This is a genomic window from Leisingera sp. ANG59, from assembly GCF_013317235.1.
Classification (GTDB): Bacteria; Pseudomonadota; Alphaproteobacteria; order Rhodobacterales; family Rhodobacteraceae; genus Leisingera.
The window spans coordinates 73,750-87,427 of record NZ_WLCM01000014.1 but is presented as its reverse complement, the minus strand read 5'-3'; the positions used below and the strand labels follow the sequence as shown (position 1 = coordinate 87,427).

General features: G+C 59.2%; 14 protein-coding genes. 9 read left to right on the top strand and 5 right to left on the bottom strand.

What is annotated here, in order from left to right:
- Positions 1-5 precede the first annotated feature (5 nt).
- From GKC28_RS14130 to GKC28_RS14115, 4 genes are all read right to left on the bottom strand, one after another.
- Positions 6-884 (bottom strand): alpha/beta hydrolase, encoded by an 879-nt coding sequence (locus GKC28_RS14130; protein ID WP_174147548.1) that lies wholly within the window; start codon positions 882-884, stop codon positions 6-8.
- A gap of 31 nt (positions 885-915) precedes the next feature.
- On the bottom strand, positions 916-2,343 hold the full coding sequence (locus GKC28_RS14125) for an aldehyde dehydrogenase family protein (RefSeq protein WP_174147547.1): 1,428 nt from the start codon (positions 2,341-2,343) through the stop codon (positions 916-918).
- A gap of 16 nt (positions 2,344-2,359) precedes the next feature.
- Complete coding sequence (locus tag GKC28_RS14120) at positions 2,360-3,265, bottom strand: VOC family protein (protein ID WP_174147546.1); 906 nt, start codon at positions 3,263-3,265, stop codon at positions 2,360-2,362.
- Positions 3,266-3,356: 91 nt separating this feature from the next.
- Complete coding sequence (locus GKC28_RS14115) at positions 3,357-4,211, bottom strand: fumarylacetoacetate hydrolase family protein (RefSeq protein ID WP_217434087.1); 855 nt, start codon at positions 4,209-4,211, stop codon at positions 3,357-3,359.
- A 250-nt stretch (positions 4,212-4,461) separates the two neighbouring features.
- Between GKC28_RS14115 and GKC28_RS14110 the strand changes: the two genes are divergently transcribed.
- The 9 genes from GKC28_RS14110 (at position 4,462) to GKC28_RS14070 (ending at position 12,736) form a co-directional block, all read left to right on the top strand.
- Complete coding sequence (locus GKC28_RS14110; protein WP_174147544.1) at positions 4,462-5,157, top strand: GntR family transcriptional regulator; 696 nt, start codon at positions 4,462-4,464, stop codon at positions 5,155-5,157.
- Positions 5,158-5,401: 244 nt separating this feature from the next.
- Positions 5,402-6,535, top strand: a complete 1,134-nt coding sequence (locus tag GKC28_RS14105; RefSeq protein WP_174147543.1) for an alcohol dehydrogenase catalytic domain-containing protein — start codon at positions 5,402-5,404, stop codon at positions 6,533-6,535.
- 62 nt (positions 6,536-6,597) lie between these two features.
- Complete coding sequence (locus tag GKC28_RS14100) at positions 6,598-7,137, top strand: cupin domain-containing protein (RefSeq protein ID WP_174147542.1); 540 nt, start codon at positions 6,598-6,600, stop codon at positions 7,135-7,137.
- A 134-nt stretch (positions 7,138-7,271) separates the two neighbouring features.
- Complete coding sequence (locus GKC28_RS14095) at positions 7,272-8,489, top strand: amino acid ABC transporter substrate-binding protein (protein WP_174147541.1); 1,218 nt, start codon at positions 7,272-7,274, stop codon at positions 8,487-8,489.
- Positions 8,486-9,364, top strand: coding sequence for a branched-chain amino acid ABC transporter permease (locus GKC28_RS14090; protein WP_254604234.1), 879 nt, complete (start codon positions 8,486-8,488; stop codon positions 9,362-9,364). Before GKC28_RS14095 ends, GKC28_RS14090 begins: the two co-directional genes overlap by 4 nt.
- A 12-nt stretch (positions 9,365-9,376) precedes the next feature.
- Positions 9,377-10,306, top strand: a complete 930-nt coding sequence (locus GKC28_RS14085; RefSeq protein ID WP_174147540.1) for a branched-chain amino acid ABC transporter permease — start codon at positions 9,377-9,379, stop codon at positions 10,304-10,306.
- Positions 10,299-11,018 carry an ABC transporter ATP-binding protein gene (locus tag GKC28_RS14080; protein ID WP_174147539.1) on the top strand — a complete coding sequence of 240 codons (720 nt, stop codon included), beginning with the start codon at positions 10,299-10,301 and terminating at the stop codon, positions 11,016-11,018. The genes GKC28_RS14085 and GKC28_RS14080 overlap by 8 nt, the downstream gene beginning before the upstream one ends.
- Entirely contained in the window at positions 11,011-11,718 is a 708-nt protein-coding gene (locus GKC28_RS14075; protein WP_174147538.1) for an ABC transporter ATP-binding protein, read from the top strand. Before GKC28_RS14080 ends, GKC28_RS14075 begins: the two co-directional genes overlap by 8 nt.
- A 31-nt stretch (positions 11,719-11,749) precedes the next feature.
- Positions 11,750-12,736, top strand: a complete 987-nt coding sequence (locus GKC28_RS14070; RefSeq protein WP_174147537.1) for an MBL fold metallo-hydrolase — start codon at positions 11,750-11,752, stop codon at positions 12,734-12,736.
- A gap of 22 nt (positions 12,737-12,758) precedes the next feature.
- Here the strand turns inward: GKC28_RS14070 and GKC28_RS14065 are convergent, their stop codons facing one another.
- Positions 12,759-13,643 (bottom strand): LysR family transcriptional regulator, encoded by an 885-nt coding sequence (locus tag GKC28_RS14065; protein ID WP_217434086.1) that lies wholly within the window; start codon positions 13,641-13,643, stop codon positions 12,759-12,761.
- Positions 13,644-13,678: the final 35 nt, after the last annotated feature.

The following is a 13,678-nucleotide window of genomic DNA, read 5'->3' as shown; positions in this document are numbered from 1 at the left end:
CGGGATCAGCTCGCGAGTGGGGTGGGGAAGAACTTGTCCAGCCAGCCCTTCATCATCATTTTCGTTCGCGGTGCGTCATTGGGTGCGAGCGGGAAATGGGCAGTCGTGTCGATGAGCATAAGCTCTTTCGGATGGCCAGCCTTTTCCCACATCCGCACTGACTCGATGGTCGGCGTGATGATGTCGTTCGCGGTATGGAACAGCAAAAGCGGACGAGGCGCGATGTTGGCCACTACATCATCGGCACGGAAATTGCGCATCGACCAAGCGGTTTCGGTCGGAATTTCCATGATCGCTTTGGGCGACAGGTTCTTGCGCAGGGCGGGCGGAATCGGCACCGCATCGAAACGGCTCATCCACGCACTTTCGCCCGTCTCTTGTTTGTGTTGGCGACCCTTGTCGAGGATATCCACGAATTTGTTCCAGCTTTCTTCGGTCGGGTGCTGGCCGCGGAATTTGCGCTCGCCATCGCCCCAACCGCAGGACGACAGACAGCAGGCCACGCGTTCGTCCACACCCGCGGTGTAGACCGATACCGCTGCGCCAAAACTATGACCGGTGATGCCGATCTTTTCGGCATCGACTTCGGGGCGCTTCGACAGGAAGGTAAGTGCGTTCTTGGCGTCTGCAACCTGATCCATGCAGCGGACCTGAGCGCGTTCGCCTTCGCTTTCGCCGCAACAGCGGAAATCGAAACGCAAGGCGACGTAGCCGAATTCCTGCAGCATTTCGGCTTGGATCTGCGCGTGGCTTTCGTCCTTGGAACCGACGAAGCCGTGGCATACAATGAACGCAGGTAGTGGCGTGCCATCGTAACCGTCTGGGATATGGATGACGCCGGACAATTTAAGCCCGTCGGATTCAAATGTGACCTTTTCCTGCATAGAGGTGCTCCTTTTTTTCCAGATGCGTGGATCAACCGGCGTTGATGTATGCTGTCTTGATGGATGAATAGAATTCCCGCGCATATGCGCCCTGTTCGCGGGGGCCAAAGCTCGACCCTTTGCGCCCGCCAAAAGGTGTGTGGAAATCTACGCCCGCCGTGGGCAGGTTGACCGTGACCATGCCGGCCTGCGACTTGCGTCGGAAATCGCTGGCGTGTTTGAGATTGCGCGTGCAAATGCCTGAGGTCAGCCCGAACGGTGTATCATTGGCGACGTGCAGCGCTTCGTCATAGTCGCGCACGCGGATGACGGCCGCGACCGGGCCAAAGATCTCCTCGCGCGCGATGGTCATATCGTTGGTGCAGCCTGTGAACAGGGCAGGGCGTTGGAAGAACCCTGCGGTGTCGCGGTTCAGGACCTCGCCGCCGATTTGGCGCATGGCGCCTTCGGCTTCGCCTTGGGCGACATAGGCGAGATTGCTGTCGAGTTGGCCCTGATCGACAACCGGGCCGATCTGGGTGCCCTCGTGAAGTGCGTGTCCAACGTTCAACCCCGCGATCGCCTCCCCCAGGGCTGCGACGAAGCGGTCGTGAATACCCTCGGTCACGATCAGGCGCGACGAGGCGGTGCAGCGTTGCCCGGTTGAAAAATACGCGCCATCCAGACAGACGCGGACAGCCATGTCTAGATCGGCATCATCCAGCACGACCATCGGGTTCTTGCCGCCCATCTCAAGCTGGCAGCGGCGCATGCGTTTGGCGGATTCGGCGGCGATCAGCGCGCCGGTTCCGGTCGAGCCGGTAAAGGAAATCGCGTCGAGATCGCCCTCGATCAGGCTCTGCCCGACGCTGCGCCCCGGTCCCATCACGAGGTTTACGGTGCCCGCGGGCGCTCCCGCGCGGTGAAGGATGTCAACCAGCGCATGGGCCGAGGCAGGCACGAGGCTTGCGGGTTTGAACACGACCGTGTTGCCGTGTGCGAGTGCCGGTGCGATTTTCCAGGCGGGAATAGCGATGGGAAAGTTCCATGGCGTGATCAGGCCCACGACGCCGACGGGCTCGCGCGTCACCGCGACCTCGACGCCGGGCCGAGTCGATGCGCCGACCTCGCCGGTCAAGCGTAGCGCCTCGCCCGCGAAAAAATCAAAGATCTGTGCAGCCCGGCCAACCTCGGCCGTGGCCTCGGCTCGGGTCTTGCCCTCTTCGCGCGCAAGTAGTTCGCCAAGCTCATCCCGGCGGGCCATTAGTTCAGCGGCGGTTTTCGAGAGGATCGCGTGGCGCTCCAGTGGAGCCGAAAACTGCCAGGTGTCGAAAGCCGCGCGGGCGGCGGCGATGGCATCGGTCGCATCCTGGGCCGTGCCAGATGCGAACTCGCCGATTACGTCGGACGTATCGGACGGGTTGATGTTCGGCACGGCAGTGCCGTTCACCCATTCCCCTGCGATCAGGTTGCTACGCATTGCCGCCGCCTTTCGCTTACCCGAGTTTCATGAATGGGTGGAAATGCTCGCGCCATTCGAGCGGTGCGGGCGTGCCCCACACGTTCATATCGCGCACATTACCCGGCCGTTCGAGATTGGTGATGACGCGTGGCTCGAAGTTCGCGTCGTCGGCGACGGTCGCCATGGGTCCCGAAATCTCGACCATGCAGTTAGAGCTGTCGAGATAATAGGCATAGGTGTTGTCGCCGGGACGGTGGCGGCCCGGACCCCAGAGATATTCGCGGTCATGACGGTCAAGAATATCGCCTAGGCGGCAATACATGTTGAATTCAGGGAATTCGAACGAGTAGTGATGCAGACCCGGCGCGGTGCTCTTGACGAGGCCCAGAATATGGTGCTGACGGTTGCCGCCGTAATACCAGCTCAATGCATAGTTCACCATGCGCTCGGACTGGCGCACGTCGCCGATTGCCATGAGCTGTTTAGCGGTCGCTTCCGGATCGGGTGTCAGGATGTTCATGTGGTCAAGCCGGCGTGGTCCGACGCCGACGGTATTGTACCGCGGGTTGTACATGTCGTCGCGGGTCGGCGTGTGGATCTCGAACCGAAGGCCTTCGGGCGTGTCAAAGGTCATGCTGGCGTCCATACAGTCCATCGACGGCTCTTGAGACACCAATGTGCAACCTGCGCCTTCGACCCGCGAGGCGGCTTCGTTGACGTCTTCGACGCTGAGCGCCTCAAGCCCGATGGTGTTGATCGTGTTCTCGTCGGCTTCGACGACCACGAGTTCGGCGGCCCGGCCGTTCGAGCTAAGCCAGACCTGGTTCCCGACCTCTCGAGTAACGCGTAGACCGAGGATATCGGTGGAATCGCGCACCACGTCTTCGACGCGGTTTGTATTGAGTTTTACATGCCCGGCGGCATGAACGATCTGGGCCATCTGGCGCCTCCCTTCAATGTCAGTGTGCTCGCGCTTCCGTGTGTCCTTACACAGGGAAGCCGTGGATCGCAATAAATTTCGAAAAAAACAATTATTGCGAAAACATGACGGCGCGTGGGTCGCTGTCCTGCTGAACCACGTTCCTTAGCGTACCGATGCGCGATATTTCGACCTCAATCACGTCGCCATCGTTCAGGAACTCTTTGGGATCGCGCGATGAACCGAAACCCGACGGTGTTCCGGTAACGATCACATCCCCGGCGCGTAGCGGTGCAAAGGTCGAGATGTAGGAGATCAGCCAGGGGATATCGAAGATCATTTGATCCATGCCGATGGTCTGTTTCACGACGCCGTTGACTCTGGTTTCTAGCTCAAGTGCTGTTGGGTCAGGGATTTCGTCAGTCGTGACCAGCCATGGGCCAAATCCCGCACTCCGATAGAAGTTCTTGCCGGGAGTGAACTGCGTGGAGTGCTTCTGCCAATCTCGGACGCTGCCATCATTGAAGCAGCTGTATCCCGCGACATGGCTCATCGCATCGGCACGATGGATCTTGTGTCCCGGTAGCCCGATGATGACCGCCAGCTCACCCTCGAAATCATACTGTTCGGAGTGCTGAGGCTTGAGCATTGGCTGATCATGGCCAGTTTGTGCGTCGGCGCATCGGGTGAACATGAGCGGAAATCTCGGGTCGAGTTTTCCCGAGCGCGACGGCTCGTGAAAGTTAGTCGCCACACAGAAGATCTTGGACGGATCGGTGATCGGCGGAAGCAATTCAACAGCACTGAGCGGAATCGGCTTTCGCCTATCGGCCGTGGGCGCTTCGCCCCGCATAAGGGCGGGAAGGAAGGCGCGCAGGTCTGTGGCCGTGTCGATGGGCTCGATCTTGTCCTCAAGAACCTGTCCGAAACCTCGATTGCCCAAGTATTCGAATGTTACAAGTTTCACGGTCCCTCCCATAGAATTGATTGGGCTACACAAGTGCTTCGATATCAGGTTAACTAAAAAAATTTCGAAAAAACAAGCGCGTTTCGCACAAATCATGTTACACTGGGTGTGCGGTAGGGAAAATCGAGACGATTTGCGAAATTTTGCCTGTTGTTGAGTGGTTGGTGGCGCTACTCTGTGCTGGCAGGCAGACCATGTACCGTTCGCGTCGCGCTAGCAGTTCTAAATCGGATGGACGGAGGCAGTTGAGATGAAGACCAAAGGCGAAACCCGCGCGAGTGATGTACACACGCGTATGCGCGATGACATCTTGAGCTGTGAACTCAAGCCTGGTGAAAAGTTGAGATTCGAAGGCTTGAAAGATAGATACGACGTTAGTTTCTCAACTTTGAGGGAAGCTTTGGCCCGGCTGTCCGCTGAGAGCCTCGTTGTCTCGGAAGGTCAGCGCGGCTTCGTTGTCGCCCCGGTGTCTGTCGCCGATCTCGAAGACCTGACCAATGCGAGGGTCCTGCTTGAACGCGAAGTGCTGCGGCTGTCAATGGAGTACGGTGATGACAAGTGGGAAGCCGATATACTGGCGAGCTATCATCGAATGGACAGACTCCAGTCCCGCCTCGGCGCTCACTACTACTTCGACGAGGAGTGGGCGCGCCTCCACGGTGCGTTCCACAGGTCTTTGGTTTGTGCCTGCAAGTCGCCTGTGCTGCTAGATATGCGTCTACATCTTTTCGATCGCGCAAACCGATATCGTCGCATGTCTTCGCAGTTCCGGACAAAGTGGCGCCCCAAAGACGTAGAGCACAAATCAATCATGGATGCCGTGCTAGACCGCGAACCAGACGCTCTGAAACTGATCGAACGCCATATCCGCGAAACGACCGAGAACGTCATCGAGTTTGCCGGACATCTTTTTTTGCAAGATGAAGCCGCCGCGTCCGTCGCATAGCGAAGACCTCGTCACTCCGACGTTTCTAAAAGTTAACATCTAGCCATTTGATAGCGCTCCCGGAAACCTGGGTTAGTGCGTGATGGGATATGCATCAAGCCAGTGAAAGCAAGTCCAGCAGTCGCAATCCAATAATTTCGAAAAAGACTTGATTTGTCGCAAAGTCTGTGAATGATGGGCGACGAGGAAGAATTTGGGTCGTACTTCTAACGTTGTTCGGCCCATTGAACACGGGAGGAAAACTATGAACGTGAAAGTTGATGTCATTCCGCAAACCATGAAGGCTGCGCGGATGCACGAGGTGGGCGGTGAACTCAAGATTGAGGACGTACCGACTCCAAAGCCTGGCTCGATGGACGTGCTCATTCGAGTCCGGGCTTGCGGTATTGTGCCTAACCTCGGAAATATCTTGGCCAACTGGACCACGTGGTTTCCGCACATGCCCCTGCCGCCGCTGCCGGCGATCTTCGGTCTCGACCCGGCGGGTGAAATCGCCGCAGTCGGCGATCAGGTGCACAACCTGAAGCCTGGCGATCGAGTATACGTAAACCCGGGGCGGTCCTGTGGGTCGTGCCGCCACTGCCGCCGAGGCGACGGCCTGTCGTGCCAACACTACGCATTCCAGGGCTATTTCGGCTTTTCGCAGCACGCACTGCAGACCTATGGCGACTATGACACTGGCGGTTTGGGTGAATACATGACCGCGCCAGCCAATGCTATCGTTAAGCTGCCCGACAACCTCGGCTTCGATGAGGCCGCGCGTCTGGGGTATATGGGAACTGGATACTCGGCGCTGAAAAAGGCGGGTGTCGGCCCGACCGACACCATCCTGGTCAATGGCATTACCGGAACGCTTGGGATTTCCTGCGCGCTGTTCGGACTTGCGATGGGTGCGAAGAAGATCCTCGGCACCGCGCGCAACAAAGATCTGCTCGCCGAATTCAAGGCGCTCGCTCCGAACCGGATCGAAACATTTTCGATCAGCGATGGCGACATCGAACAGTGGGCGCGCAGCCATACCGAAAATGGCGAAGGCGTCGATGCCTTCCTCGACTGCAACGGTCCGGGTGCCGGTCACGATGCTTTCCTACAAGGCGTGCGCTCGTTGCGCCGGGGCGGTATCGCTGTCGATATCGGTGCGGTCATGGGCGAGATTCCGATGGACGTGCATACAATGATGGACCGCAACCAGCGGCTTCAGGGTTCGGCATGGTTCACCACCCATGAGGGTCAGGAAATGGCCGATATGATCGGGTCCGGCATTGTCGATTTCTCTGTCCTCGAAACGCATGCGACGCCGCTGGCGGACGTGAACAAAGCGATCTCGGGTATCGCAGAGCGCCATGGCGGCTTCTCGAACTTCGTGATCCATCCGTAACACATGCATGCCCGGCCTGGGGGAGAGGCCGGGCAGCTTCACGCTTGCAGGGAGGAGACCCAATGCAAATCAGACGTATCGTCACCGCAAAGAACGACGCCGGCAAATCTGTCGTAATCTCGGATGGCCATTCGCCGCGCGAACTGGTCTTTGAGCACACTAAGGGCTTTGTCTCGTCGCCGCTTTGGATGGTGGAGGAAACCCCGGACCTGACCAAGGGCCATGCCGAGACAATGGACGGCGACGGTAGCATCCTCGCCCCCGAAGGTGGCGCGGTGTTCCTTGTCGTCACCTTCCCGCCGGACTCAGTGATGTTTGAGCCGGGCTGGGATCCCGAAAAGGCAGGCATGGAGCACATGAAGGGCGCACCGGGCATTGTCGAGACGTTCGAGATGGACAATCCGGGGATGCACACGACCCCGACGCTCGATTTTGCGACCGTCGTTAAAGGCGAGGTCGTGCTCGAACTCGACGATGGCAAAACGGTCACCTTGAAGCAGGGCGATGCAGTCGTCCAGCACGGAGTGCGCCACGCTTGGCGCAATCCGGGGACGGAGCCAGCGACGGTTTCGTTCGTGATGCTCGGCGCAAAAAGCGCTTGATCATCTAGAGCACTCGGCGGATCGGGTTCGGCCGGCCGGGACAGGCACTGTGACCTAAAACACCGAACAAGAGTGTTCCCCGCGCTGACCTCAGCGTGATGGCTACGAATTGTCTTTTTCCAAGGGAGGAAAACATGGACTTCACACGACGCGGCCTCGTGGCTGCAACCGCTGTATGCGCGCTCACTTTAACTTCGTTTTCGGGTATGGCCGCGGCGCAGGATCGCACGTCCATCCGGATCGGCTATGCCGTATCCAAGACAGGCGTGAATGCGGCCGGAGCAAACACCACGACAATTCCCAACTACGAGCTTTGGGCGCAAGATGTCGAAGCCGCGGGCGGTCTTACGTTGCCCGACGGCTCGAAATTGCCGCTTGAGATCATCGCCTATGATGACCGCTCCGCGACCGAAGATCTTGTACGTTCGGTCGAGCGTCTGGCTCGGCAGGACGAGGTCGATTTCATTCTCGCACCCTGGGGCACAGGTTTCAACCTGGCCGTCGCGCCGCTGTTTGCGCGCTTTGGCTATCCGCAGCTTGCAGGCACTTCGGTGGTGCCCAATATCGACGGCTTGTCGGATCGTTGGCCCAACAGCTTTTGGCTGCTCGGTTCATCTGAGGCGTACGCACACTCGCTGGTCGATGTGCTGAAACCGGCCGTCGACAATGGTGCGTTGAACGGGAAGGTGGCAATGATCTCCATCGCTGATGGGTTCGGGATCGAACTGTCTTCCGGAGCCCGCGAGGCGTTCACAGACGCCGGACTCGATCTGGTCATGGACAAGACCTATCCGCTCGGAACGCAAGACTTCGCAACGCTTCTGCAAGAAGCAGAGGGAAGCGGCGCGGACATCTTCGTCGCCTATTCCTATCCGGGCGACACCTTTGCGATCACGGCACAGGCCAAGCTTGCCTCTTACAATCCGAAGGTCTTCCATCCCGGGGTCGGGACCAACTTCCCGGTCTATGCACCCATGAACGACGGCAAAGTGGAAGGCGTGATGAGCCTGGGAGGGATCGACGCGAACAGCCCGGCAATTCAGGACTACCTCGCGCGCCATGCCGAGATCCTGGGCAAGGCACCTGACAGCTGGGCGAGCCCGGTGATCTATGCCTCGCTTCAGATGTTGCAGCAGGCAATCGAACGCAAGGGCCTTGACCGCGAAGCGGTGAGTGCGGAACTGGCGAGCGGTACGTTCGATACCATTCTCGGCAGCTTGTCGCTCGAGGACAATCAGCTCAAGGACCTTTGGTATATCGGCCAATGGCAGAACGGCAACTTTGTGGGCATCTCGCCGACAGACAAGGCGGGTGTTGCAGACGCCGTCATTCCCAAACCTGACTGGAATTGAGAAAGGTTCGGGCGATGTTCTTGTCGACGCTTGTCATCGGGCTTGTACTGGGGGGGACCTATGCGCTCATCGCGCTTGGCCTCACCATCCAGTACGGCATCGCCCGGATCATGAATCTGGCTTACGGCGAAATCACCATCGCCGGAGCCTTCTTTGTCCTCATGCTGGTGTCGGCCATGGGTCTCAGTCCGATCCTTGGATTGATACTAGTGGTGCCACTCGGCTTTGCGATCTCGTGGCTGGTCTATGGCGTCGTGCTGCACCCGTTGGTCAAGCGTGCGACCCATGGCGGCCAGCTTGAGATCGACTCGATCCTTGTGACCTTCGGGCTGATGTTTCTGGCGCAGGGTCTGTTCACCATGTTCTTCGGCTCAGAATTCAAGGGCTACAACTGGCTTCAGGTGCCGGTGAACCTGCTCGGCGCGAAGATAGCGGCGGGACGCATGCTTGGCCTTGTGATCGCGGTTTTGATCGGTGGCGGGCTGTGGATTGCGATGCAGCGCACGCGTTGGGGCGTGAACCTTCGCGCGGTTGCCAACCATCCCGAGTTCGCGCCGCTGGTGGGAATCGACCGTGACCGGGCGGCGCGTATGGCCTTTGGACTGGGCGGTGGAATCGCTGCGGCGGGCGGCGCGGTGCTGTCGATGTATCAGCCCTTTACGGCCATCGACGGCGGATTTCTGACCATGAAAGCGCTGGTCATCGTGATCATGGGCGGTGTCGGCAACCTCGGCGGTGCACTGATGGCGGGTCTGTTGATCGGCGTGGTCGAGGCTTTTGTGTCTTATGCCATCGACCCCGGGCTGACGCTCGCCGCAACCTACGCGATTTTCCTTGGCGTGCTCTTGTGGCGACCCAAGGGCCTGTTCGCCTGAAAGGGGTAACAGATGAGCAAACAATTTGGAATCCTAGCCTTTGTCGTACTTACCGCAGCCATGGCCGCGCTGCCTTTCGGTATCGGTGAATACGGCCACGGCGTGCTCGTGGGTATGATGAGTTATATCGTGCTTGCATCGGCCTGGGCATTGTTTTCGGGGCCGACGCGCTATGTTTCTCTGGCTACCGTCGCCTTTTTCGGTATCGGCGCATACACGGTGGCGGTGCTGGCCGATCACCTGCCGTTCGGCGCAATCCTCGTAGTTGCCGGTGTGATCGGGCTAGGCGTCGCGCTTTTGGTCGGGATGGCGACGCTGCGGCTCGCCGGGGTCTATTTCGTGATCTTTAGCTTCGGACTCGCAGAGCTGGTGCGCCAGCTCATCACCTGGTTCGAGACCAGTGTGACCCACACGCTCGGACGTTACATCTTTGTCGAGATCACCACCGTCCAGATTTATTGGCTGCTGCTCGGCCTCGCGGTCATCACACTGGCCCTGCGTTGGTGGATCGAACAGAGCCGCCTTGGCTTGGCGGTTCATGCCATCGGCGACGACGAAACTGTGGCGCGCCACGCGGGGGTGAATGTAACGGGCGTCAAACTGGCGCTGTTCGCTGTGTCCTCGGTTCTGATCACGCTCGCGGGTGCGATCCAGGCACCTCGCTGGACCTATGTCGAGCCGTCCATCGTGTTCAACCCGACGATCAGCTTTATCACTTTGGTCATGGCGCTTCTGGGCGGGCCGGGGCGTATGTGGGGACCGGTTGCAGGCGCCGTGCCGCTGTATTTTCTGTTTGAGTGGATTGCCACGCGCTTTCCCGACCAGAACGCAGTCATCCTCGGACTGGTGTTCGTCGCCATCGTCTTTCTTGTACCCGGCGGTCTGTTGTCACTGATCGACAAATGGCGCGCGCGCGGATCCGGAGAGCAGTCCCATGCTTAAAGTAGTCAATCTCACGAAACGCTTTGGAGGTCTCGTTGCCGTAAATGGCGTCGATTTCAGTGTTGAGGAGGGGGAGGTGGTCGGCCTGCTCGGGCCGAACGGGTCGGGCAAGAGCACAGTGATGAACCTGATCTCGGGAGCCCTGCCGCCCACCCTGGGCGAGATCGATTTCGACGGGCAGCGTATCGACCGCAGGCCGCCGCATCGCATCGCCAAGCTTGGACTGTCGCGTACCTTCCAGCTTGTGCGGCTGACGCCGTCGCTCAAAATCCGCGACAACGTGATCTTGCCGCTGGCCTTTGGGGTATTCCCGGTGTTCGGCAGAGAAGCGGAAAAACGCGCCGACGCAGCACTCGAACAGGTTGGGCTGGCGGGGCGTGGTGACAGACTGGTCCACGACCTCAATTATATCGACCAGAAGCGGCTCGAACTGGCCCGCGCGATTGTCACCAATCCCAAGATGCTTCTGCTCGACGAATGGATGGCGGGGCTCAACCCGACGGAACTGCGCGCCGCCATGGAGCTGATCGCGGGACTGCGGGACAGTGGCATGACCATCCTTCTCGTCGAGCACATAATGGAGGCCGTCCGCGCGCTCTGCCCACGCTGCATCGTGATGAGTGCAGGCACCAAGATCGCCGACGGGTCAACAGACACCGTGCTTGCAGACCCGCATGTCATCGAAGCCTATTTGGGGAAAGCGCATGTTTGAGGCAAGCAACATCTCGGTTCGCTATKGCAAACACCTGGCGCTCGACGACGTCTCGCTCAGCGTGGGTGAGGGCGAATGCGTCGTCATCCTTGGCGCGAACGGGGCGGGCAAGTCGTCGCTCTTGCGCGGCATTACGGCGCTGACCCCGCGTGCGCAAGGCGGGTCGGTTCGCTATCGTGGGCAGGACATCAGCGATGTGCCGGCTTTTGGCATCGTCGAATTGGGCATCGCTCATGTGCCTGAGGGTCGMGGCGTGTTCACCAAAATGAGTGTCGAGGACAACCTACGTCTCGGAGGGAACCCGGTTCGAGCGCGAAGCTCGCAGAATGAGCGCCGCGGCGAAGTATTGGAGATGTTCCCCAAGCTGGCCGAGCGCCGCCGACAGATTGTCGGTACCATGTCAGGGGGTGAACAGCAGATGGTCGCCATCGCCCGCGCACTAATGTCGCAACCAGACCTGCTTTTACTCGACGAGCCGAGCCTCGGCCTCGCCCCCATCGTCGTCGGCGAGATGTTTGAGGCCCTCAAGCGGGTGCGTGATTCGGGTATGTCGATCCTGATCGTCGAACAGAATGTCCATGCCAGCCTTGACCTTGCCATGCGCGGCTATGTGATCGAGGCGGGACGGATTGTGGGCGAGGGCGATGCGGACACGCTGATGAATGACCCGATGATCGCGGAGGCCTTCCTCGGTCACTGATCCGGAATTTATAGGCAAAGAGGAGACAGAAATGACCTTGACTGAGGCGCTCGTTCGCACAACCCGGGTGGCGCTTACGGCCGCGACGTTGGCTTTGTTCTCAGTGGCACAGCCCGCACAGGCGCAGGATGATGGCGCGCTTGTCGTCACGCTCTTGGGCACCGGGACGCCATTGAACGAACCGGACCGGTTCAGCTTCTCGAATCTGGTTCAGGCCGGGGGGCTGACGCTGCTGATCGACGCTGGTCGGGGCACGAGTATTCGACTGGGGCAGCTCGGCATTCCCCTTGGCAAGGTCGATGGCGTGTTTCTCACCCATTTCCATTCCGATCATACCATCGGTCTGGGAGACGTGTTTGCTACCGGCTATATCCGCGTGCCCACACTTGGCGGGCGCACCGAACCCCTTGAGCTTTACGGCCCAGCGGGCACCGCGCGTCTGGCCGAAGGGCTGCGGCTCGCCTTCAAATCCGACATTGATACGCGCATGCTGGACGAAGGAGTTCCCGAGGCGGCCACGTCGATCAATGCTCATGAATTCGATGAGGGGGTTGTGTTTGAGCGGAGTGGTGTGCGGGTGACGATGTTCAAGGTGCTACATGGCGAGAAGATTGACCCCTCGGTCGGTTATCGCATCGAGTATAACGGTCACTCTGTCGTGTTCAGCTCCGACACGAAGTATGACACGCGAGTCATCGAAGCAGGTCGCGGTGCCGATGTCTTAGTGCACGAAGCCGGCGCAGCCCCACAGGATGTCATGGATAATCCGATCATCCAGAATATCCTTGATCATCATACCAGCCCCGAGGATGTCGGCCGTGTTTTTAGCGACGCGCAGCCGGGTCTTGCTGTTTACTCCCACGTCGTGAGGCTTTTCGGCAAGGACAGACGCATCTCGATGCGGGAAATCGTCGACCGCACGCGTACGACCTACTCGGGACCCCTCGTCGTTGCCGAGGATCTCACGCAGATTATCATCGATGAGAAGGGTACGACCCTTCTGCGGGGCGGCCTCTGATCCCCGGCATCGCTCAATCGCCCTAAAGACACTGTGCATTCTGCCCCAAGATTTGGCGAACCCATTGGTGCGGACCCGAGTGATGGGTCCGCTCCGTCCAATACATGTCGATGGCAATCGGCACGTCGATGGGAAAAGGCAGGATCGTAAACTCGTCTGAAAACGCGCCGGCAAGGCGCTGAGGGATCGAGCTCAAAAGCTGCGTGCCACGCAGCATGTCGGATATGTTGTCATGGCTGGGTACCGACACAACGGGCCGAATATCAATACCCTGATTGCGGAGGATGGGATAGAACATGGCTTCCCACTGCCCGTTATGCGTCACCGCAAGATGCCTGGCCTCCGCAAAACGGGCGAGTGTCATCGGAACAGTTGCGAGCGGATGGGCGCGGTCAACGACACAGACGTACCGATCAGTGAACAAGTGTCTGCGGTAAAAGATGTCGCCCAGGATACTGACCGGCCCCAGAACGATGTCGACGGTGTTTTCGATCAATTGGCGCTTCCCGTCCACGGCCGCTTCGTGCAGCTGGATGCGCAAATTTGGCGCTGCTGCGAGCAGACTGCGGATCGTGTCGGGCAGGATTGCGCGGCGCTCGTGATAGTTGCACGAGATGACGATATCTCCTGATGTGTTGGACGGGTCAAACGGCGCTCGTGCGGCGAGACCATCCAGACCATAGAGAATTGGTCGCAACCCATCAACGAGTTCACGGCAACGTTCTGTGGGCACTACCTTGTGTCCAGAGCGTATGAAAAGCGCGTCTCCGAATGTGTCGCGCAGGGCTTTCACCACGTAACTGGTGGTTGATTGATTCACTCCGGTTAGCTTCGCTGCCTCGGTGAAAGAGCGCCTGTCATAGATAGCAACCAGCGTACGGAGAGCATTGACGTCGAGTTTCCCCAAGTCTCTCACTTTACGACCTCCGCCTGTTTGGATTG